This window comes from Mycobacterium sp. 852013-50091_SCH5140682, from assembly GCF_001665685.1.
Taxonomy (GTDB): domain Bacteria; phylum Actinomycetota; class Actinomycetes; order Mycobacteriales; family Mycobacteriaceae; genus Mycobacterium.
Genome location: NZ_LZTB01000120.1, coordinates 46,088 through 69,366 on the forward strand (window position 1 = coordinate 46,088; position 23,279 = coordinate 69,366).

General features: G+C 66.0%; 23 protein-coding genes. 17 read left to right on the forward strand and 6 right to left on the reverse strand.

Going from position 1 to position 23,279, the window contains the following annotated elements:
- Nucleotides 1-87 precede the first annotated feature (87 nt).
- Nucleotides 88-198, reverse strand: coding sequence for a hypothetical protein (locus A5784_RS38630; RefSeq protein WP_109784125.1), 111 nt, complete (start codon nucleotides 196-198; stop codon nucleotides 88-90).
- Nucleotides 199-289: 91 nt separating this feature from the next.
- On the opposite strand from A5784_RS38630, the gene A5784_RS31535 reads away from it, so the two are divergent.
- Nucleotides 290-955, forward strand: a complete 666-nt coding sequence (locus tag A5784_RS31535) for a TetR/AcrR family transcriptional regulator (protein ID WP_064948799.1) — start codon at nucleotides 290-292, stop codon at nucleotides 953-955.
- Here the strand turns inward: A5784_RS31535 and A5784_RS31540 are convergent.
- Together A5784_RS31540 and A5784_RS31545 are read right to left on the reverse strand one after the other, a co-directional pair.
- The gene (locus A5784_RS31540) at nucleotides 952-1,770 is read right to left on the reverse strand and encodes a class I SAM-dependent methyltransferase (RefSeq protein WP_064948800.1); all 819 of its coding nucleotides are present in this window, start codon (nucleotides 1,768-1,770) and stop codon (nucleotides 952-954) included. The genes A5784_RS31535 and A5784_RS31540 overlap by 4 nt on opposite strands.
- A complete protein-coding gene (locus tag A5784_RS31545) occupies nucleotides 1,751-2,239 on the reverse strand; it encodes a GbsR/MarR family transcriptional regulator (RefSeq protein WP_064948838.1) in 489 nt (162 codons plus the stop codon). Before A5784_RS31545 ends, A5784_RS31540 begins: the two co-directional genes overlap by 20 nt.
- A gap of 92 nt (nucleotides 2,240-2,331) precedes the next feature.
- Here A5784_RS31545 and A5784_RS31550 point away from each other — a divergent pair, with 92 nt between their 5' ends.
- A complete protein-coding gene (locus tag A5784_RS31550; protein WP_064948801.1) occupies nucleotides 2,332-4,071 on the forward strand; it encodes an acyl-CoA dehydrogenase in 1,740 nt (579 codons plus the stop codon).
- On the opposite strand, the gene A5784_RS31555 is transcribed toward A5784_RS31550, so the two are convergent.
- Nucleotides 4,068-5,159: an alcohol dehydrogenase catalytic domain-containing protein gene (locus A5784_RS31555; RefSeq protein WP_064948839.1), complete on the reverse strand. Its 1,092-nt coding sequence runs from the start codon at nucleotides 5,157-5,159 to the stop codon at nucleotides 4,068-4,070. The two genes, A5784_RS31550 and A5784_RS31555, sit on opposite strands and share 4 nt — an antisense overlap.
- Nucleotides 5,160-5,186: 27 nt before the next feature.
- Here A5784_RS31555 and A5784_RS31560 point away from each other — a divergent pair, with 27 nt between their 5' ends.
- Together A5784_RS31560 and A5784_RS31565 are read left to right on the forward strand one after the other, a co-directional pair.
- On the forward strand, nucleotides 5,187-5,630 hold the full coding sequence (locus A5784_RS31560; protein WP_064948840.1) for an acyl-CoA thioesterase: 444 nt from the start codon (nucleotides 5,187-5,189) through the stop codon (nucleotides 5,628-5,630).
- On the forward strand, nucleotides 5,614-6,057 hold the full coding sequence (locus tag A5784_RS31565) for an SRPBCC family protein (RefSeq protein ID WP_064948802.1): 444 nt from the start codon (nucleotides 5,614-5,616) through the stop codon (nucleotides 6,055-6,057). The genes A5784_RS31560 and A5784_RS31565 overlap by 17 nt, the downstream gene beginning before the upstream one ends.
- Before the next feature lie 87 nt (nucleotides 6,058-6,144).
- Here the strand turns inward: A5784_RS31565 and A5784_RS31570 are convergent, their stop codons facing one another.
- Together A5784_RS31570 and A5784_RS31575 are read right to left on the reverse strand one after the other, a co-directional pair.
- Nucleotides 6,145-7,461 carry a lipase family protein gene (locus tag A5784_RS31570; protein WP_064948841.1) on the reverse strand — a complete coding sequence of 439 codons (1,317 nt, stop codon included), beginning with the start codon at nucleotides 7,459-7,461 and terminating at the stop codon, nucleotides 6,145-6,147.
- Between the two features lie 34 nt (nucleotides 7,462-7,495).
- Complete coding sequence (locus tag A5784_RS31575; RefSeq protein ID WP_064948803.1) at nucleotides 7,496-8,221, reverse strand: GntR family transcriptional regulator; 726 nt, start codon at nucleotides 8,219-8,221, stop codon at nucleotides 7,496-7,498.
- A gap of 61 nt (nucleotides 8,222-8,282) precedes the next feature.
- Between A5784_RS31575 and fadD5 the strand changes: the two genes are divergently transcribed.
- From fadD5 to A5784_RS31640, 13 genes are all read left to right on the forward strand, one after another.
- Entirely contained in the window at nucleotides 8,283-9,974 is a 1,692-nt protein-coding gene (gene fadD5 / locus A5784_RS31580) for a fatty-acid--CoA ligase FadD5 (protein WP_064948804.1), read from the forward strand.
- Between the two features lie 237 nt (nucleotides 9,975-10,211).
- Nucleotides 10,212-10,955 carry an MlaE family ABC transporter permease gene (locus tag A5784_RS31585; protein ID WP_197514948.1) on the forward strand — a complete coding sequence of 248 codons (744 nt, stop codon included), beginning with the start codon at nucleotides 10,212-10,214 and terminating at the stop codon, nucleotides 10,953-10,955.
- A 94-nt stretch (nucleotides 10,956-11,049) separates the two neighbouring features.
- Complete coding sequence (locus A5784_RS31590) at nucleotides 11,050-11,826, forward strand: MlaE family ABC transporter permease (protein ID WP_502687556.1); 777 nt, start codon at nucleotides 11,050-11,052, stop codon at nucleotides 11,824-11,826.
- Nucleotides 11,827-11,830: 4 nt separating this feature from the next.
- Nucleotides 11,831-13,051, forward strand: coding sequence for an MCE family protein (locus A5784_RS31595; RefSeq protein ID WP_064948807.1), 1,221 nt, complete (start codon nucleotides 11,831-11,833; stop codon nucleotides 13,049-13,051).
- 82 nt (nucleotides 13,052-13,133) lie between these two features.
- Entirely contained in the window at nucleotides 13,134-14,165 is a 1,032-nt protein-coding gene (locus tag A5784_RS31600) for a virulence factor Mce family protein (RefSeq protein WP_064948808.1), read from the forward strand.
- Nucleotides 14,162-15,739: an MCE family protein gene (locus tag A5784_RS31605; protein ID WP_064948842.1), complete on the forward strand. Its 1,578-nt coding sequence runs from the start codon at nucleotides 14,162-14,164 to the stop codon at nucleotides 15,737-15,739. Before A5784_RS31600 ends, A5784_RS31605 begins: the two co-directional genes overlap by 4 nt.
- A 9-nt stretch (nucleotides 15,740-15,748) precedes the next feature.
- Complete coding sequence (locus tag A5784_RS31610; RefSeq protein ID WP_064948809.1) at nucleotides 15,749-17,392, forward strand: virulence factor Mce family protein; 1,644 nt, start codon at nucleotides 15,749-15,751, stop codon at nucleotides 17,390-17,392.
- Nucleotides 17,392-18,564, forward strand: coding sequence for a virulence factor Mce family protein (locus A5784_RS31615; protein ID WP_064948810.1), 1,173 nt, complete (start codon nucleotides 17,392-17,394; stop codon nucleotides 18,562-18,564). Before A5784_RS31610 ends, A5784_RS31615 begins: the two co-directional genes overlap by 1 nt.
- Nucleotides 18,565-18,568: 4 nt before the next feature.
- Nucleotides 18,569-20,128: an MCE family protein gene (locus A5784_RS31620; RefSeq protein WP_082945207.1), complete on the forward strand. Its 1,560-nt coding sequence runs from the start codon at nucleotides 18,569-18,571 to the stop codon at nucleotides 20,126-20,128.
- Nucleotides 20,098-20,787, forward strand: a complete 690-nt coding sequence (locus A5784_RS31625) for an Rv1363c family protein (RefSeq protein WP_064948811.1) — start codon at nucleotides 20,098-20,100, stop codon at nucleotides 20,785-20,787. The genes A5784_RS31620 and A5784_RS31625 overlap by 31 nt, the downstream gene beginning before the upstream one ends.
- Complete coding sequence (locus tag A5784_RS31630; RefSeq protein ID WP_064948812.1) at nucleotides 20,784-21,779, forward strand: RDD family protein; 996 nt, start codon at nucleotides 20,784-20,786, stop codon at nucleotides 21,777-21,779. The genes A5784_RS31625 and A5784_RS31630 overlap by 4 nt, the downstream gene beginning before the upstream one ends.
- Entirely contained in the window at nucleotides 21,776-22,327 is a 552-nt protein-coding gene (locus tag A5784_RS31635; protein WP_064948813.1) for an Rv1363c family protein, read from the forward strand. The genes A5784_RS31630 and A5784_RS31635 overlap by 4 nt, the downstream gene beginning before the upstream one ends.
- Complete coding sequence (locus A5784_RS31640) at nucleotides 22,294-23,271, forward strand: hypothetical protein (protein ID WP_064948814.1); 978 nt, start codon at nucleotides 22,294-22,296, stop codon at nucleotides 23,269-23,271. The genes A5784_RS31635 and A5784_RS31640 overlap by 34 nt, the downstream gene beginning before the upstream one ends.
- The last annotated feature ends 8 nt before the right edge of the window (nucleotides 23,272-23,279 follow it).

A 23,279-nucleotide genomic window follows, 5' to 3' on the forward strand; every position in this document is an offset into this window, starting at 1 on the left:
GGGCTGACGTGCCGGTTCGACGGTTACTTGTGGAAATGCGTGAAGGCGCGTCCTTGTCGAGAACGCGCCGAGACGTCAGGACAGCGATTACACCGGGGGATACGCCGGGGGCGGGTACACGCCGCGTATCCCCCAGGGAACCCAGTTGAAGAAGTACTCGATCTCGTCACTGGCGTCGTAGTCCGGATTCGGATCCATGCGCGAAGTCTAGACCGGTTGCCTCCGCGCGGACCAGGCATTGCCTACACTGGTCAACCAACGAGTTGATAGGTGAAGTACGGAGATTCCTATGGCATCCGATCCAGAGGCCGGGCGAGGCCGCGGTGCCGCGTCCACGAACGGTACATCGCGGCGCGACGAATTACTGACGGTGGCCGCCAAACTGTTCGCCGCGCGCGGCTACCACGGCACCCGGATGGATGACGTGGCCGAGGCCGTCGGGCTGAACAAGGCCACGGTCTACCACTACTACGCCAGCAAGTCGCTGATCCTCTACGACCTCTACAAGAGCACAGCGGACTTCACCGTGGAGGCCCTGCACGACGATCCGAGCGCGTCGGCCCGCGAGACCATCTACAACTTCACCCGTCGGCTGCTGGTCGGCATCGCCAACGACCTGGAGAAGGCGGCGGTGTACTTCCAGGAGGGGCCCTACATCACCGAGTGGTTCACCGAGGAGCAGGTCGCCTACATCCGGCACGCCGAGGCGCAGGTCTACGAGCATGTGCGCGACGTCATCGACCGCGGCATCGCCAGCGGCGAGTTCTACGACTGTGACTCGCACGTGCTGGCGCTGGGCTACATCGGGATGACCCTGGGTGCCTACCGGTGGCTGCGGCCGCACGGCAGGCGCTCGGCGCAGGAGATCGCCGTCGAGTTCAGCACCGCCCTGCTGCGGGGACTGATCCGCGACGAGACCGTCCGCAACGAGTCGCCGCTGGGTGTCGAGGTCTAGAACCGGAACTGGTTCAACACGTCGTAGCGGCCGGCGACGGTGGCGTTGAAAAAGCCCAGCAGCAGCCGCTGCGGTGTGAGCGGAATCGTCCGGTAGTTGGCGTACGCCGGAACGCGGTCGATGAGACGCAGCCGCGGAACCCAGCGTTCGACCTCGCTCATGTCGCTGATGCCCCACTTGACCATCCCGTTGCTGAACATTCGGGACAGCTTGGGGCCGATCGGGGCGATGGTGTCGAAATCGATCTCGCCGTGTTCGAAGCGGTCGGTCAGGCGCTGCAGCAGCTCGCGCACGTCACTCTCGGCCAGGTACATCAGCAGCCCTTCGGCCACGATCAAGGTCGGGCGGCCTGTGGGTACCTCGTCGAGCCAGCCGGCAGCGGTCACCGACGATCCGATCATGCGGTAGCCCGGCCCGTCGTCGTAGAGCTTGCGCCGCAGCTCGACCACACCGGGCTGGTCCACGTCGAACCAGTCGACGGTGGCGGGGCGCCGCACGCGGAAGGCGCGGGTATCGAGCCCGCATCCCAGGTGCAGCACGACGGCGTCGGGGTGCCGGGTCAGGAAGTCATTGGTCCAGTCGTCGAGTTGTTTGGCGCGCAGCCCGACGAGGAACTGATTGGCCCACGGCTGCGAGGCCCGGTGCATGCGCTTGAAGTCGTAGTCGATGCGGTCGACGGCTTCGGCGGCCGCATGATCGCCGAGAACCGGTTGCGCCAAGCGGCTTTCGCATGCCCGCAGATACAGCGTGCACAGATTGGTCCATTCCACCGATCCCCAGCGCACCGCGCTGAAGTCAACCTTGCTTGTCGTCATGACCCCTCCTTCGTGATTCCCGGTATTCCGCCCACAGTCGGAGCATTTCGTCGTGGTACGCCCGGCTGGAGAACTCGCAGAAGTGCTTGAAATCCTCGAGTCGTTCGCGTTGGTCGGGGCGGTCCCCGTCGAGGATCGCCAGCCCGAAATCGGCGGCCTCGATGCCGAGCTTCATTCGGGACAGCTGCACGCTGAGCACGCTCGTGAAACCCCCGGGTCGCACGCGGTACCGGTGCTGCCGGCTGGCACTGGGCAGCCGCTCGATCAGCCCGCCCTCCTGAAGCTGGCGCGTGACGGTGCTCACCGAGGCCTTGCTGACCGAGAGCGTGTCCGCCAGCGCGGTCAGCGACTGCTCGGGCGGATCGGAGATCATCAGCCAGCCGTAGACCCGGCCCATCGTGCGCGACCCGCCGAGCAGCTCCATGAACAGCCCGATGCGGTCGACGAATTCCGACTCTTCCGGTGTCAACGTCCCTCCGTACATATCGTTCAGTACAAACTAAACGAACTATACGTCGGGTCGGGCGGTGGTCGTCAACAGTCGAAGCCCAGACTGGTCGCATGAAGTCGACCATCATGTCGCGCCGGGATCTGGACTTTCTGCTCTACGAATGGCTGCATGTCGAGGAGCTCACCAAGCTGGACCGCTTCGCCGAGCATTCGCGCGAGACCTTCGACGGCGTGCTCGAATTGTCGGAGCAACTCGCGACCCGCTACTTCGCTCCGCACAACAAGCTCTCCGACGCCAACGAGCCGAGCTTCGACGGGCAGACCGTCACGCTGATCCCCGAGGTGAAAGCAGCCTGGGATGCGTTCGCGGCGGCCGATCTGCTGGCTATGGGTATGGACGCCGAGATCGGCGGTGCACAGTTGCCCGCCGTCGTGGCGCAGGCCGCGTTCACCTGGATCGCCGCGGCCAACGTGTCGACATCGGGATACCTGATGCTGACCATCGCCAACGCCAACCTGCTCGCGCACTTCGGGACGCCCGAGCAGATCGAGACCTACGTCAAACCGATGCTGGCGGGCCGCTTTTCGGGAACCATGGCGCTCTCGGAAACGCAGGCCGGGTCATCGCTGGCCGATATCACCACCCGCGCCGAGCCTGCCGGCGACGGCAGCTACCGGCTGTTCGGTTCGAAGATGTGGATTTCCGGCGCCGAACACGAACTGACCGAGAACATCGTCAACCTGGTGCTGGCGAAGATCCCCGGTGGGCCCGCCGGAACCAAGGGCATCTCGCTGTTCATCGTGCCGAAGTACCTCGCCGACGGCACCCGCAACGGCGTGGCCATCTCCGGGCTGAATCACAAGATGGGACAACGGGGTATCACCAACACCGTGCTCAACTTCGATGGCGCGGTCGGCTATCTGGTCGGCGAATCGCATCACGGCATCGTCTACATGTTCCACATGATGAACGAGGCCCGGCTCGGCGTCGGTATGGGTGCGGTGGCGCTGGGCTACACGGGCTATCTCAAATCAGTGCAGTATGCCCGGGAGCGGCCCCAGGGCCGCCCGTTGGGTGTCAGGGATCCGGCGACGCCGCAGGTGCCGATCATCGAGCATCCCGACGTGAAGCGAATGCTGTTGGCGCAGAAGGCCTATGTCGAAGGAGGTCTGGCGCTGGGCCTGTACTGCGCCAAGCTCGTCGACACCGGGGACACCGCCCTGCTCGACATCCTGACCCCGGTGGCCAAGAGCTGGCCGTCGCAGTGGTGTCTGGAGGCCAACAGCCTGGCGATCCAGGTGCACGGCGGCTACGGCTACACCCGCGAGTACGACGTGGAACAGCACTACCGGGACAATCGGCTGAACCCGATCCACGAGGGCACCAACGGCATCCAGAGCCTGGATCTGTTGGGCCGCAAGGTCACCCAGAACGGCGGGGCCAGTATGGTCGCGCTGGGGGAGCGCATCGCCGACACCATCGCGCACGCGAGGAGCGAAAGGGCCGGAGCGGTGGCCCGTGACGGCGTGGCCGCAGACCTGGCCGATCAGCTCGATGCCGCCTGGCAGCGCCTGGCCGCGGTGACTGCGGGGATGTTCGCCGCGGGGGACGTCGAGGCCGCGATGGCCAACAGCGCTGTGTACCTGGAGGCGTTCGGACACATTGTGGTGGCGTGGATCTGGCTGCAGCAGGTGCTGGCCGCCGACGGGCACGACGGCGATTTCTATGACGGCAAGCGGCAGGCCGCCCGCTACTTCTTCGCCTACGAACTGCCAAGGACCGCACCACAGTTGGATCTGCTGGAGAGCTTGGACCGCACCACCCTCGAGATGCGCGACAGCTGGTTCTAGTCGAACGCGATGATCTGGCGCACCGCGGCGCCGTCGGCGAGCGCGTCCATGCCGGCGTTGATGTCGTCGAGCGATATGGTCGCCGACACCAGTTGCTCGACCGGCAGCCGTCCGGCCCGCCACAGTTCCACAAAGCGGGGGATGTCGCGCGCAGGCACGGCCGAACCGAGGTAGCTGCCGATCAGTGACCGGCCCTCGGCGACGAAACCCAACGGGGACACCGAGATCCGCGCGTCGGGCCGGGGCAGGCCGACGGTGATGGTGCGTCCGCCTGGGCCCGTCAGCCCGATCGCGGTCTCCAACGCGGCCGGGTGCCCGGCCGCTTCGATCACCACCGTGGCCTTGACGTCGGCGGCCTGTTCGGGGGTGTAGGTCTCGTGCACGCCGAGTGCCCGGGCCCGGTCGAGCTTGTCGGTCACCTGGTCCACACCGATGACGCGGACGTCGTCGTGGGCCAGCGCGGTCAGCGCCGCCGCCATCCCGACCCCGCCCAGCCCGACGACGACGACCGTCTGGCCGGGCTGCGGTTTGCCCACATTGAGGACGGCGCCGCCGCCGGTGAGCACCGCGCAGCCCAACAGTGATGCGACCACCGGTGGGACGTCCGCGGGCACCGGCACCACTGAGCGTCGGTCCACCACGGCGTACGTGGCGAACCCGGACACCCCGAGGTGGTGGAACACCGGCTCGCCGTCGCGGCTCAGCCTGATACTGCCGTCCATCAACGTGCCCGCGCCGTTGGCGGCACTGCCGGGACCGCACGGCGTCAAACCGTCGGTCGCGCAGGCCGGGCAGTTGCCGCAGCGGGGCAGGAAGGTCATCACGACGCGCTGGCCAAGGGGCAGGTCACTGTCGCCGGCCTCGACGATCCCGGCGGCTTCGTGACCCAGCAGCATCGGCACCGGGCGCACCCGGTTGCCGTCCACCACCGAAAGGTCCGAATGACACAGGCCCGCCGCCTCGATGCGGACCAGCAGCTCACCGGGGCCCGGCTCGGCGAGATCGAGCTCGGACACCGTCAGCGGCCGGGATCCGGTGTACGGGCGCGGTGCGCCGATGGTTTCCAGGACAGCTCCACGGATTCTCACATCCACCACCCTGTCAGACTGGCGGGCATGGATCAGCCGCTGTCGAGCGACGATTTCCCGCTGCACTGGCCGGTGCTCACCCGGTGGACCGACAACGACATGTTCGGGCACCTCAACAACGCCGTGTACTACGAATTGTTCGACACCGCGATCAACGCGTGGATCAACACGAACTGCGACATCGACCCGATCACGGCGCCGTGGCTGGGCGTGGTGGCGGAGTCCGGCTGCCGGTTCCTGTCCGAGCTGAAGTTCCCGGATTCGCTGGTCGTGGGGCTGTCGGTGACGCGGCTGGGCCACAGCAGCGTCACCTACCGGCTCGGGCTCTTTCGGTCCGGCGGGCCGGTCGCCGCGGTCGGTCACTGGGTGCACGTCTACGTCGAACGGGAGTCCCGTCGCCCGGTGCCCATTCCCGATGGGATCCGGTCCCTGCTGAGGTCGATATGCTCGGCGGATGCCGCTGGTAAGTAAGACAGTCGAAGTCGACGCCCCCGCCGAGACGATCATGGCGATCGTCGCCGACTTCGAGGCCTATCCGCAGTGGAACCCAGAGATCAAGGGATGCTGGATCCTGGCCCGTTACGACGACGGCCGGCCCAGCCAGCTGCGGTTGGACGTCGAGATCCAAGGCCAGGCCGGGGTGTTCATCACCGCGGTCTACTACCCCGCCGAGAACCAGATCTACACCGTGCTGCAGCAGGGCGATCACTTCTCCAAGCAGGAGCAGCGGTTCTCGGCCGTGCCGCTCGGGGCCAGCACGCTGCTGCAGGTCGACATGGAGGTCGAGGTCGACACCAAGTTGCCGATCCCGAGCCTGATGGTGAAGAAGCTCATCGGCGACACCCTCGACCACCTGGCCAACGCCCTGATTGCCAGGGCGCAGCAGCTGTCCGCCTAGTCGTACTTCTCGCCGAGTGGCCAGTTGTGCACGATTTTTCGCGCTCTGAGCGTGGCATAACTGGCCACTGGGCAAGGGAGACCGTGCCTAGAACTGCCCACAGTTCGGTGTGGTCGGCACGCCGTTGAACCGGTCGGCGATCCACTGCATGCCGCGCTCGCCGTCCATGAAGTAGGCCAGCGCATGGTTGACCGCCAGCTTGTTGAGGAACGGCGGTTGGTCGTTGGTCCAGAACTCGACGTCGGCGCCCTGCGCGCACCAGTCCCGACCGAGCTGGTTGGCTCCGGTCCACGGCACCAACGGATCGAAGTGGTTGCTGTCGATGAAAACCGGCGCAGCGGGTTTGAGCCGGCCGATGCGTTGCAGATCGAGCAGGCTCTTGAACGGCTCGTTGGCGATCACCTCGTAGGGGTCGCCGTTGAAATACGAACGCAGATGGTGGAATCCGAAGGTCAACGCGGTTTCGACGACGCACTGGTCCTTGGTCTTGGCGAGCAGGTCTTCGCCTTGCGGGGTGAGCTTGTCGTGGATCGCGTCGGCGGCTTCGGGATAGGCCGCGATGGCGCCGTTGATGAGATAGCCGACGGCTCCGACCAGGATGCTGCCGTCGACGTAGGGCAGCAACTCGGGCAGATCGGCGGGCGGGGCGCCGGCGTATGCGCCCACCACATGCAGCTCGGGCGCATAGCCCGGCGCCGACTCCGCGGCCGCCGCGCTCGCGCCGCCGCCCTGCGAATAACCCCACAGTGCCACCGGCCCGTCGGGTGTCAGTGACGTCCCCGGCAGTCTCTTGGCCGCCCGCGCGGCATCAAGGAGCGCCTGCGCCTCGGCCAGCCGGTTGACGTAGGTGTGCACACCCGGAGTGCCCAAACCCTCGTAATCTGTTACCACGACCGCGAATCCACGCGCGACCATGGTGGCCACGAACAACTCCTCGTAGCCCATGGTGATGTCGAGGCCGCTGGAGAAGTGGATGCTCTGGCCGAACACCCGAGACGGCGCGCACTGGTCACCTTGGCCCTGCGTGCCCGGCGCGAACGCGATCAACGGGCGTGGTCCGGCTCCCGGCCACGGTCGGTCGGGTTCGAAGTAGGTGCCGGTGACCGCGGTGGGCTTACCGCGAGAGTCATTGCTGAGGTACATGATTCGGGTGGCAGCGGCCACCCAGCTGCCGAGTTGCCCGGACGGTTCGTAGACGATGCGCATAGGCTCGCTGCGGATCAGATCACCGGGGTTCCCTGCGGGCAGCGGGTCCGGCGGGGTGTAGAACTCGCCGTACCGATTGCACTGAAATTCCTTGGCGTATATGTCATCCGGCTCGAAACCGCAGTTCCCGGTGACCGGGTCGGCGGCAGCGGGCACGGTGGTGGCGCACAGCAGTGCGACGGCAGCGAGCAACGACATGAACCAGTTACGGTTGACCCCCACCCGCGGATCGTTACATATCCGATGCCGGATCGGACTCGTTTTCGTGATTCCACATGCCGCTCTCGTCCAGCCGGGCGATCAACCGCGTTGCGCCATCGGTGAACTGGACGGCGTTGAGCCGGACCGCGCTGTCGATGTCGCGACGGCGCAGTGCCGCGATCAACTCGCGGTGGTGTTCGATCGCCTCGGCGCCCCACCGTGGATCGTTCGAATAGACCAGCGCGGGCAGATACCGTGCGACGTGAAGAAGGAACCAGGCCAACTTGATTCGGCCGCTGGCCCGGTTGAACGCGCGGTGGAACGCGAACTCCGCCGACGAGACCTCGTCGGCGTCCATCCGGGCGACCGCCACTTCGAGGTCGGCGGTCAGGCGCTCGAGCTCGTCGATCTCCTCGTCGGTGATGCGCTCGGCCGCGGTGGCGGCGAGTTCGCGCGCGATGGTGGCCTGCAACCAGAAGATGTCCTCGACGTCGGTGCGGGTCAACGGGACCACGACATGGCCGCGGTGCGGCTCCAGTTGCACCATGCCCTCACCGCGCAGTGTGCGCAGTGCCTCGCGCACGGGTGTGATGCTGACGCCCAGCGTGGCCGCGGTTTCGTCGAGCCGGATGAACGTGCCGGGCCGTAGTACGCCGGTCATGATCTCGGCGCGCAGATGGGCCGCCACCTCGTCGGAGAGTTGCTCGCGACGGGCGACACGACGGCGCCGCGCGGCGGGGCGGGCGGGTGCGTTCACATGATCTCCGGTCAGGCTTGTACTCGTGAGGCCGAGGCCATAGTGTGACCGGGGCAACCCAATGTTTGATCAAATATCAACATCATGCAACTGGAGTACCGGACCGTTGACAGCCGAGCCGTCCCCCACCGAGCAGCCGTATCTGGCGCGTCGTCAGAACTGGACCAACCAACTGGCGCGGCACGCGCTCATGCAACCGGACAACACCGCGCTGCGATTCTTGGGACACACCACCACCTGGCGTGAGCTCCACGAGCGGGTCGACAAACTGGCCGGTGCCCTGAGCCGACGCGGTATCGGCCCGGGCGACCGGGTGCTGATCCTGATGCTCAACCGCCCCGAGTTCATCGAATCATTCCTTGCCGCAAACAAACTCGGGGCCATCGCGGTGCCGGTGAACTTCCGGATGACGCCTCCGGAAGTCGCCTTCCTGGTCAGTGATTGTCAGGCGTGCGTGATCGTCACCGAGTCCGTCCTGGCCGGGGTGGCCACCGCGGTGCGCGACCTGGATCCGACGTTGCAGACGGTGATCGTCGCAGGCGGTGACGGCGAGGATGGTGTGCTCGGCTACGACGACCTCATCGCAGAGCCCGGGGAGAGCCCGGAAGTCGTTGACATTGCCGATGATTCGCCTGCGCTGATCATGTACACGTCCGGGACCACCGGCCGGCCCAAGGGTGCGGTGCTCACGCACGCAAACCTCACCGGTCAGGCCATGACCAACATGTTCACCGTCGGCGTCGACCTCAGCAACGACGTCGGTTTCATCGGCGTCCCGCTGTTCCACATCGCCGGAATCGCAGGCAATGTGACCACCGGGCTGCTGTTGGGCTTACCCACCGTGCTCTACCCGCTGGGCGCCTTCGATCCCGGTGCACTGCTCGACGTGCTGGAGGCCGAGAACGTCACCGGCATCTTCCTGGTGCCCGCGCAGTGGCAGGCCGTCTGCGCCGCGCAGCAAGCCAAGCCCCGCAACCTCAAACTGCGCGTGCTGTCCTGGGGTGCGGCCCCGGCGTCGGACACGCTGCTGCAGACGATGGCCGAGACGTTCCCCGGCGCCCAGATCCTCGCGGCGTTCGGGCAGACCGAGATGTCACCGGTCACCTGCATGCTCTTGGCCCAGGACGCCATTCGGAAACTCGGATCCGTCGGCCGCGTCATCCCCACGGTGTCGGCCCGCATCGTCGACGAGAACATGAACGATGTGGCGGTCGGTGACGTCGGCGAGATCGTTTATCGGGCACCGACACTGATGGCCGGCTACTGGAACAACCCGAAGGCTACGGCCGAAGCGTTCGCCGGCGGCTGGTTCCACTCCGGTGACCTGGTACGCCAGGACGAGGAGGGCTACGTCTGGGTGGTGGACCGCAAGAAGGACATGATCATCTCGGGCGGCGAGAACATCTACTGCGCCGAGGTCGAGAACGCCCTCGCAGCCCACCCTGCGATCGTCGAAGCCGCCGTGATCGGGCGGCCCCACGAGAAGTGGGGCGAGGTGCCCGTGGCGGTCGTGGCGCTCAGCGGTGGCCAGGACTCGCCACTGAATCTGGCCGATCTCGACGAGTTCCTCACCGAGCGACTGGCCCGCTATAAGCACCCCAAGGCACTCGAGATCGTCGAGGCGCTTCCGCGTAATCCGTCTGGCAAGGTACTCAAGACCGAGCTCCGTGAGCGGTTCGGTCGCGGCGGGCAGATTAACGTTAGCGAAACTTATTCTCCGTCAACGGTTTCTGCAGGTCACTCAGGAAAATAAAGAACGGGGTCGGGGTTTGCTAACGGTTCACGGCATAATCCAGCCGATGCGGTGCACGGCCACGTTTGTATCGGGTACAGTCCTGTGGTCTCACTTACTACCCACGAGTAGGGAGATGCAGATCACGTACGCGGGGTTGAGGCAAGGAGGGGGCGTGCGACACGTCCAGGGGGTGCACCGGTGACGGCGTCGTCCAACGCGCTTGTCGGCTACGTTCGTGATCAGCTCGAGAAGCCGATGGCGATGGTCGGTGGCTTCTTCAAGATGACAGTACTCACCGGCAAGGCACTCCTCACCCGGCCGTTCCAGTGGAAGGAATTCGTCCTTCAGAGCTGGTTCCTTATCCGGGTCGCATTCCTGCCGACACTGGCGGTGTCCATCCCGCTGACGGTGCTCATCATCTTCACGCTGAACATCCTGCTCGCGGAGTTCGGTGCCGCCGACATCTCCGGCGCCGGTGCCGGTCTGGCCGCGGTGACGCAGCTCGGACCCCTGGTGACGGTGTTGGTCGTGGCCGGTGCCGGGTCGACGGCCATCTGTGCCGACCTCGGCGCCCGGACGGTCCGCGAAGAGATCGACGCCATGGAGGTGCTCGGCATCGATCCGATCGAGCGCCTCGTGGTTCCGCGCGTCGTCGCCGCGACGTTCGTCGCCTTCTTGCTCAACGGCACCGTGATCATCATCGGCCTCGTCGGTGGCTTCTTCTTCGGTGTGTACATCCAGAACGTCTCCGCCGGTGCGTACGTGTCCACGCTGACGCTGCTCACCGGTTTCCCCGAGGTGATGATCTCGGTCATCAAGGCCACGATCTTCGGTCTCATCGCCGGGCTCGTGGGCTGCTACCGCGGGCTGACCACCGCAGGCGGTTCGAAAGGTGTTGGTACGGCGGTGAACGAGACCCTGGTCTTGTGCGTCATCGCCCTGTTCGCTGTCAACGTCGTGCTCACCACCATCGGTGTGCGGTTCGGAACGAAGACCTGACATGAGTACATCAACAGTCCTTCGCTCCCGGTTCCCCCGGGCGTTCGCGCGTTCGTCCGAGGTGGCGGCCGCACCCGGCCGGCTGCTCGACAGCATGGGCCACGTCGCATGGTTCGTGGTGCAGGCGGTCGGTCACGTACCGCACGCCTTCCGCTACTACCGGCGTGAGACGCTGAGACTGGTCGCCGAGATCGGGATGGGCACCGGGGCCATGGCCGTCATCGGCGGCACCGTCGCCATCATCGGCTTTGTCACCCTGTCCGCGGGTTCGCTGATCGCCATCCAGGGTTTCGCATCCCTGGGCAACATCGGTGTCGAGGCGTTCACCGGATTCTTCGCCGCCCTGGCCAACGTGCGCGTCGTCGCGCCCGTGGTCACCGGCCAGGCGCTGGCCTCCACGGTCGGCGCAGGCGCCACCGCCGAGCTCGGCGCCATGCGCATCAGCGAAGAGGTCGACGCCCTGGAAGTCATGGGCATCAAGTCGATTTCGTACCTGGTGTCCACGCGGTTGATGGCAGGCGCCATCGTCATCGTCCCGCTGTACGCGATGGCCATCCTGCTGTCGTTCCTGTCGGCGCAGCTGGTGACGACCATCTTCTACGCACAGTCGGTCGGAACGTATGAGCACTACTTCCATACGTTCCTGCGCGTCGACGACGTGATGTGGTCCTTCCTCGAGGTCGTCATCATGTCGATCATCGTGATGTTGAACCACTGCTACTTCGGCTACTACGCCAGTGGCGGTGCTGTCGGTGTCGGTGAGGCAGTGGGGAGGTCGATGCGCACGTCGTTGATCGCGATCGTCTGTGTGGTCCTGTTGGCATCGTTGGCGCTGTACGGCACCGACCCCAACTTCAACCTCACGGTGTAGCGCCATGACCGCGCCGCACGCCCCCCTGAACAAGTCGAAGACCCCGCCGTACAAGTTGGCGGGGCTCGTCCTGGCCTTGGTGACCGCGCTGATCCTGGGCCTGACCTGGCTGCAGTTTCGCGGGTTTTTCGAACCCAAGACGCAGCTGACGGTTCTGTCCGGCCGCGCAGGCTTGTCGATGGACCCGGGTTCGAAGGTCACCTACAACGGTGTGCCGATCGGCAGGCTGGCCACGGTCAAGGTCGTCGAGGTCAACGACAACCCCGAAGCCAAGCTGATCCTGGACGTCGACCCGAAGTACCTGCATCTGATCCCGCAGAACGTGGACGCCGAGTTGCGCGCCACCACGGTGTTCGGCAACAAGTACATCTCGTTCATCTCGCCGCCGAATCCGTCACCGGAACGGGTCTCCGCGGATACGCCGATTCAGGCCCAGGGCGTGACGACGGAGTTCAACACGCTGTTCGAGACCATCACGAAGATCTCCGAGCAGGTCGACCCGATCAAGCTCAACGAGACCTTGACCGCGACGGCCCAGGCCCTCGACGGGCTCGGCGACAAGTTCGGGCAGTCGATCGTCAACGGCAACACCATCCTGGCCGACCTCAATCCGCGCATGCCGCAGATCCGGCACGACATCACGGCGTTGGCCGATCTCAGCGAGGTGTACGCCAACGCCTCACCGGATCTGTGGAACGGTCTGACCAACGCGGTGACCACCGCGCACACCCTCAACGACCAACGCGGCAACCTCGACCAGGCGCTGGTCGCCGCGGTCGGCTTCGGCAACACCGGTGGTGAGATCTTCGAGCGCGGCGGCCCGTACCTGGTCCGTGGCGCGCAGGACCTGCTGCCGACCTCGGCGCTGCTGGACAAGTACAGCCCGGCGTTGTTCTGCACCATCCGCAACTTCCACGACGCCGCGCCGAAGCTGGCTGCCGCCCTCGGCGGTAACGGCTACTCGCTGCTGACGCACTCGCTCGTCGTCGGCGTCGGCAACGCGTACGTGTACCCGGACAACCTGCCTCGGGTGAATGCCAAGGGCGGCCCCGAGGGTCGGCCGGGCTGCTGGCAGCCCATCACCCGCGACCTGTGGCCGATGCCGTACCTGGTGATGGATACCGGTGCATCGATCGCGCCGTACAACCACTTCGAGCTCGGTCAGCCGTTGACGGCCGAGTACGTCTGGGGCCGCCAAGTGGGGGAGAACACGATCAACCCATGAGCGAAGCGAATAGACAACAGATGCGTGACGTTTGCGCAATCGACCAGATGCCAGGCGGCAACCGAGCCTGCGAGGGAACCGCATGAGCATCAAGGGCACGATCATCAAACTGGGGATCTTCTCCCTGGTGCTGCTCACGTTCACCGCGCTCATCTTCGTGGTGTTCGGCCAGATCCGGTTCAACAGCACCAACGAGTACACCGCGGTGTTCAAGAACGTCAGTGGACTGCGCAGCGGACAGTTCGTCCGGGCCGCCGGCGTCGAGGTCGGCAAGGTTTCCAAGGTCGACCTGATCAACGGCGGCGAGCAGGCCGAGGTGACGTTCAACGTCGAGAAGTCGTTGCCGTTGTTCGACCAGACCACCGCGGCGATCCGCTACCAGGACCTGATCGGCAACCGGTACCTCGAGCTCAAGCGCGGCGAGAGCAACAAGATCATGCCTCCCGGCAGCACCATCCCGCTGGACCGCACGCAGCCCGCACTGGACCTCGATGCCCTCGTCGGTGGTTTCCGGCCGCTGTTCAACTCGCTGGCCCCGGACAAGGTCAACACCATCGCCAAGTCGCTGATCACGGTGTTCCAGGGGCAGGGCGGCACCATCAACGACATCCTGGACCAGACCTCGCAGTTGACCTCCACGATCGCCGACCGCGATCAGGCCATCGGTGAGGTCATCAAGAACCTCAACATCGTCCTGGACACCACCGTCAAGCACCAGAAGCAGTTCGACGACACGTTGAAGAACTTCGAAACGCTGATCACCGGCCTGAAGAACCGGGCCGACCCGATCGGCGCCTCGGTGGCCAACATCAGCAACGCCGCGGGATCGCTTGCCGACCTGCTGAGCGACAACCGGCCGCTGCTGCACGACACGCTGGGCTATCTCGACGTCATCCAGAAGCCACTGATCGACCAGAAGCAGGAGGTCAACGACATCCTGGTGCAGATTCCGGCAGCACTGAAGATCATCGGCCGAGCTGGTGGTATCTACGGCGACTTCTTCAACTTCTACGCCTGTGACCTCTCGTTGAAGCTCAACGGGTTGCAGCCGGGCGGCCCCGTCCGAACCGTACGAATCACTTCGCAGCCGTCGGGTAGGTGCACGCCGAAATGAGGACACTGCAGGGTTCCGACCGGTTCCGTAAGGGCCTGATGGGCGTGGCCGTGGTCGCGCTCATCATCGCGGTGGGTTCGACGCTGACCAGCGTGCCGATGATCTTCGCCGTACCGACCTACTACGCGCAGTTCACCGACACCGGTGGCTTGAACGTGGGCGACCGGGTGCGCATCGCCGGTATGGACGTCGGTGATGTCAAGACGATGGACATCAGCGGGGACAAGGTGGTGATCGGCTATACGCTCGGCGGCCGCACCATCGGCACCGAGAGCCGGGCCGCCATCCGGACCGACACCATCCTCGGCCGCAAGAACATCGAGATCCAGCCGCGGGGCAACCAGACCCTGGCCCCGGGCGGAACATTGCCGGTCGGCCAGACGACCACGCCGTATCAGATCTACGACGCCATCTTCGATGTCACCCGCAATGCCTCCGGGTGGGACATCCAATCGGTCAAGCAGTCGCTGAACGTGCTGTCGGAGACGGTGGATCAGACCTCGCCGCACCTGAGCGCCGCGCTCGACGGGGTGGCCAGATTCTCCGAGACCATCGGCAAGCGCGACGATCAGGTCCGCCAGCTGCTGGCCAACGCGAACAAAATCGCCACGGTGCTCGGTGACCGCAGCACCCAGGTGAACCAGCTGCTGGTGAACGCGCAGACCCTGCTGGCCGCGGTCAACCAGCGTGGCCAGGCTGTCAGCCTGCTGCTCGAGCGGGTGTCGTCGGTGTCGCAGCAGGTCGAAGGCCTGATCAACGACAATCCGAACCTCAACCACGTGCTGGAGCAGCTGCGCACGGTCAGCGACATCCTGGTGCAGCGCAAGCAGGACCTCGCCGACACGCTGACCATCGCGGGCAAGTTCATCACCTCGCTGGCCGAGGCGCTGGCCTCCGGCCCGTACTTCAAGGTCATGCTCGTCAACCTGCTGCCGCCGCAGATCCTGCAGCCCTTCGTCGACGCCGCGTTCAAGAAGCGCGGCATCGATCCGGAGGAGTTCTGGCGCAACGCGGGCCTGCCGTCGTTCCGGTTCCCGGATCCCAACGGCAAGCGGTTCGAGAACGGCGCACCGCCGCCGGCACCGACGCCGCTGGAAGGCACCCCGGAGCATCCGGGACCGGCCGTCCCGCCCGGTTCGCCGTGCTCGTACACGCCGACAGCGCAGGGCATTCCGTCGCCGGGTAACCCGCTGCCGTGTGCGGCCGCCACCGTGGGGCCGTTCGGTGACAACCCGTACGGGCCGAACTACGGCCCGCCCGACGTCGCGACGTCCGCACCGAATCCGGATGGTGTGGCGCACTCACCGGGCGTGCCCAGCGCGGCGATCCCCGGTCAGATGCCGCCGGATCAGCCGGGTGCCCCGGTGCCTCTGGCTCCCGGTCCGCCGGGTGCCCGCACCGTGCCGGTCAGCCCGCAGCCCGGGCCCGACGAGTTCGTCCCCGGGTTCGCGCCGATACCGCCGCCGCTGAATGCGCCACCGGCACCTCCGGGTCCGGGTCCGCAGCTGCCGCCGGTGGACACGGCTCCGTTGCCGGGTAATCCGCCGTTCCTTCCGCCCGGGTCGCAGGGATAGGCCACAGCTATGTCAACGATTTTCAACATCCGAAACCTGAAGCTGCCGCACATGTCGCGGCTGGCGGTGATCTTGGGTGCGCTGGCAGTAGTGGTGGCCCTCGCGGTCGGCTACTTCGGTATCAGCCTCTACAAGAAGCTGACCAACACGACGGTCACGGCGTACTTCCCCGAGGTGCTTGCGCTGTATCCCGGCGACAAGGTCCTCATCATGGGCGTCCGCGTCGGCGCGATCGACAGCATCGAGACCGCAGGCGACAAGATGAAGGTGGTCTTCCACTTCAACAACCGGTACAAGGTGCCGGAGAACGCCAGTGCCTCCGTGCTGAACCCGAGCCTGGTGGCCTCCCGCGTCATCCAGCTCTCGCCGCCCTACACCGGCGGACCGCAGATGCAGGACGGCGCGGTCATCCCGGTGGACCGGACCCAGATCCCCATCGAGTACGACGAGCTGCGCAACCAGGTGACGCGCCTGCTGCACGATCTGGGCCCGACGCCCGAACAGCCCAAGGGCCCGTTCGGTGACATCGTCGAGTCGTTCGCCGACGGCTTCGCAGGCAAGGGCGAGCAGCTCAACCGCACGCTGAACGGTCTGTCGGAGGCGTTGACCACGCTCAACCAGGGCCGCGGCGACTTCTTCACGATCGTCAAGAGCCTGGCGCTGTTCGTCAACGCATTGCACAAGAGCGATCAGCAATTCGTCGCGCTCAACAACGATCTGGCGAAGTTCACCGGCTACTTCTCCAAAGATGACGAGTTGGCCAGCGCGGTACAGAACCTGAACCAGGTGCTCAAGACCACCCGCCAGTTCTTGGACAAGAACGGTGGCGTGCTGACCCACGACGTCAACAACCTCGAAGAGGCCACCACGGCGATCCTCCAGCCGGAGCCGCGCAACGGCCTGGAGACGGGCCTGCACGCGTACCCGAACCTGGCCGCCAACGTGGTCAACATCGTGGCGCCCAACCAGGGCGGCATCATCGGTCTGCCGGTGCTGCCAGGCCTGACCAGCTTCTCCAACCCGCTGCAGTTCATCTGCAGCTCGATTCAGGCGGGAAGCCGGCTGGGCTACCAGGATTCGGCGGAGTTGTGTGCGCAGTACCTCGCGCCGATCCTTGACGCGATCAAGTTCAACTTCCTGCCGTTCGGCATGAACCTGGCCAGTACTGCGATGACGCTGCCCAAGCAGATCGCCTACTCCGAGCCGCGGCTGCAGCCGCCGGGCGGATACAAGGACACGACCGTTCCGGGCATCTGGGCGCGGGACACCTTGTTCTCGCACGGCAACCACGAGCAGGGCTGGACGGTCGCGCCGGGCATGCAGGGCGTGCAGGTGCAGCCGTTCACCCAGAACATGCTCACGCCGGAGTCGTTGGCCGAGTTGATGGGTGGCCCCGACATCGTCGCGCCGCCGGCTCCGCCGGCGTTCGGGGCGCCTCCCGGTGGCAACCTGCCCGGTCCGCCCAACGCTTACGACCAGAACAACCCGCTGCCGCCGCCGTGGTATCCGCAGCCCGGGCCGCCGCCCGGACCGGCGCCAGGCGTCATCCCAGGAGATCCGTTGTCAGCCATCGCCCCGGCGGCTCCGGCCGCCCCGGCACCCGCACCCGCACCGAGTGGGCCGCCGTTGCCCGCAGAGGCAGGAGGGTCGTAATGCGTGGGATCAGGCTGCCCAAGAAGGTGGCGCCCAAGAAGGTCGGCTTACGGCTGGCCGTGTTGGCGGCCGCGACGCTGATGCTGACCTCGTGTGGGCAGTGGCGTGGCATCGCCAACGTCCCGCTGCCGGGTGGGCCCGGCACCGAGGGTGGCCACACCACTCTGTACGTGCAGATGCCGGAGACGTTGGCGCTCAACGCCAACAGCCGGGTGCGGGTCCGCGACGTGTTCGTCGGCCGGGTCCGCAGCATCGAATTGGTCAACTGGGTGCCCACGCTGACGCTCGATCTGGAGCCGGGCATCCAACTGCCGAAGAACACGCTGGCCAAGATCGGCCAGACCAGCTTGCTGGGTTCGCAGCACATCGAGCTCAACCCGCCGGACCAGAATCCGTCGACGGAGATGCTCCGCAGCGGCGACACCATCCCGCTGGCGCAGTCGTCGGCCTACCCGACGATCGAGCGGACGCTGGCCGGGATCTCCGGCATCCTCACCGGTGGCGGCATCCCGAACATCGAGGTGATCCAAACCGAGGTGTTCAACATTCTCAACGGTCGGGCCGATCAGATCCGGCAGTTCCTGGGGCAGCTGGACACCTTCACCAATGAGCTCAACCAGCAGCGCAACGACATCTCGCGGGCCATCGATTCGACGAATCAGTTGCTCAACATCGTGGCGCAGCGCAACGACACGCTGGATCGGGTGCTCACCGAGTTCCCGCCGCTGATCCAGCATTTCGCCGACACCCGCGATCTGTTCGCCGACGCGGTGATCGCGCTGGGCCGGCTGTCGGCGGCGGCCGACACGACGCTGTCGGGCAGCAACGCCAACCTGCATACCAACCTGCAGAACCTGCAGCGTCCGCTCAAGCAGCTCAGCCGGGCGGCCCCGTACCTGGTGGGCGCACTCAAGCTGCTGCTGACGGTGCCGTTCAACATCGACAACATCCCGAAGGCCATCCGCGGCGACTACATCAACGTGTCGCTGAACCTGGACCTGACGCTGAGTTCGGTGGACAACGCGCTCCTGTCCGGTACCGGTGTCTCGGGCATGCTGCGGGCGCTGGAGCAGGCCTGGGGCCGTGATCCGAACACGATGATCCCGGACGTGCGGTTCACGCCGAACCCGCACGATGTGCCCGGCGGTCCGCTGGTGGAAAGAGGGGAGTGAAAAGATGCTGCTGACCCGCTTCATCAAGATGCAGCTCGTCATCTTCCTGACGCTGACGCTGGTCGCGCTGGTGGTGCTCGGTCTGGTGTTCCTGCGCCTGCCCACGTGGGCAGGCGTGGGGATGTACAACCTGAACGCTGAGTTGCCCAACTCTGCGGGCCTGTACAAGACGGCCAACGTCACCTACCGCGGCACCACCATCGGAAAGGTCACCTCGGTGGAGCCTACCGAGACCGGTGCCCGGATCCAGATGAACATCTACAACCGGTACAAGATCCCCACCGACGCCACGGCCAACGTGCACTCGGTGTCGGCGGTCGGTGAGCAGTTCATCGACCTGATCTCCCCGGGGGAGTCGAAGGCGTACTTCGCGTCGGGCGACACCATCACCAAGGGCACCGTGCCCTCCGAGGTGGGTCCCGCGCTGGACGCCGCCGAGCACGGCCTGTCGGTGCTGCCGAAGGAGAAGATCGGGGTTCTGCTCGACGAGACCGCGAAAGCGGTTGGCGGCCTAGGCCCGTCGCTGCAGCGTCTGGTCGATTCGACGCAGTCCATCGCGAGCGACTTCAAGGACAACCTGGACCCGGTGAACGACATCGTCACCAACTCCGGGCCCATCATCGACAGCCAGGTGAATTCGGGCGACGCGATCTCGCGCTGGGCGAGGAACCTGAACACGATTTCCGCCCAGACCGCCCAGAACGACGCGGCGCTGCGGAGCACCATCGAACAGGCCGCACCGACGGCTGATCAATTGAACGCGGTGTTCGGCGACGTCCGGGAATCGCTGCCGCAGACGCTGGCGAACCTCGAGATCGTCATCGACATGCTCAAGCGCTATAACAAGAACGTCGAGCAGGTGCTGGTGGTTCTCCCGCAGGGTGCCGCGATCGCCCAGACCGCGACGATCTTCGCCCCCGAGGGCCTGCTGCACTTCGGCCTCGGTATCAACATGCCGCCGCCGTGCCTCACGGGCTTCCTGCCTGCGTCGCAATGGCGCGCGCCCGCCGACACCACGACGGCACCGCTGCCGTCGGGCCTGTACTGCAAGATCCCCAAGGATGCGCAGAACGCGGTCCGCGGTGCCCGTAACTACCCGTGTGCCGATGTGCCGGGCAAGCGGGCGGCCACCCCGATCGAATGCCGCAGCAACGAGCCGTACATCCCGATGGGCACCAACCCGTGGTACGGCGACCCGAACCAGATCCGCAACTGCCCGGCCCCGGCTGCGCGATGCGATCAACCTGTGGACCCTGGCCGGGTGATCCCCGCGCCCTCGGTCAACACCGGGTTGAACCCGTTGCCCGCGAGTATGTTGCCACCGCCTGAAGTGGGCGGATCGGCTCCGACCAGCGATCCGCTGACCGCACCGCGAGGCGGTAGCGTCAGTTGCAGTGGACAGCAGCCGAACCCCTGCATCTACACTCCGGCAGCAGGTTCGACCGCGACCTATAGCCCGTCAAGCGGCGAGGTGGTCGGTCCAGGCGGTGTGAAGTACTCCGTCACCAACTCGAATAAACCAGGAGATGACGGATGGAAGGAGATGCTGGCGCCAGCCGGCTGAACCTCGCCGACCAGCAGGACCCCGAACACCCAGACTCTCGCCCCGAGGAGGCCGTAGAGCACTCCAGTGAGCAGGATGTCGAGCATTCCAGCGAGCAGGAAGCCACGGCGGATCCGGACGGGCCGGAAGTCGAATCGAGTTCCGACGTTGAGCGGCGCCCGTCCCGGCTGGGCCGGGGCGCGATGGCCGCGATCTGCGCAGGTCTGCTCGTCCTGACCTCACTGGCCGGGACGGGTGGTTACCTCGCACTGCGGTCGCACGCCGAGAGCGAGCAGATCGCCCGTGACGAGGCGTCCGCGCTGCAGGCGGCCAAGGATTGTGTGACGGCGACGCAGGCACCCGACACGGCGGCGATGACGGCGGCGCAGACCAAGATCATCGAGTGCTCGACCGGTGATTTCGGTGCCCAGTCGGTGCTGTACAGCAGCATGCTGATGGAGGCCTACCAGGCGGCGAACGTCAAGGTGCAGGTTTCCGATCTGCGCGCCGCCGTGGAGAAGCACAACGACGACGGTTCGATGGACCTGTTGGTCGCGGTCCGCGTCGTCGTCAGCAATACCGAGAAGGCCAACGAGGAGCAGGGCTACCGGCTGCGGGTGAAGATGGCGCTCGACGACGGTGTCTACAAGGTGGCCAGGCTCGACCAGGTCACCTCGTGACGGCCGTGTTGGATACCCCTTCATCGGACACCGTCGACTCGCCGGTTGCCGACGCCACCCCTGAGCCGCGGCTGGCGTCATGGCCCGTCCGCGCCGGAGCGTTCGCCATCGATGTGCTGCTGGGGGTCGGGGTGATCGCCACGCTGGCCGTGCTGGCGTTCGCGGCGCCGACCTATGGCTGGCTGTGGTGGGTGTACGCAGGCGTCGCCATCGCGGTGATGATCGCGATGCTGCTCAACCGCGTCGTGCTGCCCACCAGGACGGGCTGGACCGTGGGGCGGGCGGTCGCAGGCATCCGGGTGGTGACGGCCGACGGTGCTGACGCCGGGCTGGTGCGGTTGACACTGCGCGAGCTTGCCCATCTACTGGACACTGCCGCGCTGTGTATCGGCTGGTTGTGGCCGTTGTGGGACAGCCGTAACCGCACGTTCGCCGATCTGCTGGCCCGCACGGAAGCCCACCGCGTGGGTGTGCGTGACGACGATGTGCGGGACGTCCGGCGCCGAGCCGCGATCGTTCTGCTGGTAGGCGTGCTGGTGTCAGCAGCGGCGGTGGGGCTGGGATATTTCGGTTCGTATCGCCAGGAACTCGCCGTCGAGCGAGCCCGTGCCCAGCTGGCTGACCAGGGTCCGCGGATCGTCGAACAGCTGCTGAGCTACGGCGTGGACTCCATGGACCAGGATTTCGCCAAGGCGCTCAACCTGACCACCGACAATTACCGTCCGCAGCTCGTTGTGCAGCAGGCCGCCGTGCGCAAAGCGGGCCCCAACACCAATGAGTACTGGGCTGTGAGCAGCGCGGTGTTGCCCGAGTCGAGCGATACCGAGGGGACCATGTTGCTGGCGCTGCAGGGTCAGCGCGGCATCGACCCGAAGAACCTCAAGTTCCTCACCGCCACCGTGCGGGTGGACTTCCACAAGATCGACGGACAGTGGCGGGTGGACAACCTGACCGTGCTCACCAAGCCGCAGATGAACGGGGCGGGACAATGAGCCCACGCCGCAAGGTCGACGCCTCGGAGCCGGATTACTTTGCCGTGCAACCGAAACCGCCGAAGCGCTGGGGACTGCCGCTGGTGGCTGTGCTGTCGTCGCTGCTCGTTGCGGCGGCGATCGCGGGCAGCACCTTCATGCTGGTACGGCATGTGTCAGGCGACCGGGTGAAGGGCAAGGACGCCGCGGCGCTCGGATACGTGCGCGAGTTCATGACGATGTACACGACCATCGATCCGTACCACGCCAATGACTATGCAGACCGTGTCGCGGCGCAGGGCACCGGCGATTTCGCGAAGATGTTCAAGGACAGAGAGAACGAGATCGTCGTCCAGGTGGCCCGGGCCGAGCCGACCGAAGGCACCGTGGAGGACGCGGGCATCCAACGCTGGAATGACAATGGCAGCGCAGATGTGTTGATCGCCGTCAAGACCAGCACGCGGTCACCGGACGGCAAGTCAACGATTGCAAGTGGCGCCCGATGGGTGGTCACGACGATTCGAGAGGGACAGCAGTGGAAGATCAGCCAACTGAATCAGGTGATCTGACCACCGAGACGTCGAGCCCGGAGGGCTCGGCCACCCCGCCGCGCCGTCGGCGGATGCCGTGGCAGCGCAAGGCCCAGACGTCGCCTTCTGAGACGGCGGCCACGAACGCCTCGACGAGCACGCCGTCGCCGGAGGCCCGGCCCAAGCCGCGGACCCCGGTCGGCAAGGGCCGCCGCGCAGCCGTGGTCGACGACGAGACCGCCGAGGTTGCTGAGCCTGAGGTTGAGGCAGAGGACACAGCGGCGGAGCCTGAGGTTGCGGAGTCCGAGTCTGCGGAATCTGCGGCGGAGACGGAGGACGCAGCGGCGGCCGAGACCGCGGCAGACGAATCCGAGACGGACGCCGAATCTGCCGAGGACTCAACGGATTCCGACGAGTCGGCATCGAGCGAGGATGAGAACGTCGAGACTGTCATGGTCCCATTCCGGCCGGCCGGGAAGCGGTTGACGTACGTGGCGGCCGGAGCCGCGGCGTTGTTCGTGGCGGCGGGGGCGTTCGCGGGCGCGATGGTGCAGCCGTACCTCGCCGACCAAGCCCTGGTCGCGACCAAGCTGAAGGTCGCGGAGACCTCGGCGAACGCGATCACCACGCTGTGGACCTACACGCCGGACAACATCGATTCGCTGCCTCAGCGCGCGTCGCAGTACCTGTCGGGCGATTTCGCCGCGCAGTATCGGACATTCGTCGACTCGATCGTGCCGACAAACAAGCAGGCGCAGGTCTCCAGCAACACGCAGGTGATGGGCACGGCGGTGGAGAGCATCGGGCCCGACGAGGCGACGGCGATCGTCTACACCAACTCGGTGTCGACGAGCCCGGTCACCAAGAACATCCCGTCGCTGCGCTATCTGTCGTACCGGGTGACGCTCAAACGCGACGGAAGCAATTGGCGGATAACGCAAATGCCCGCACTGACCAAACTGGACCTGTCACCGCAGCTGTAACCTCAGGC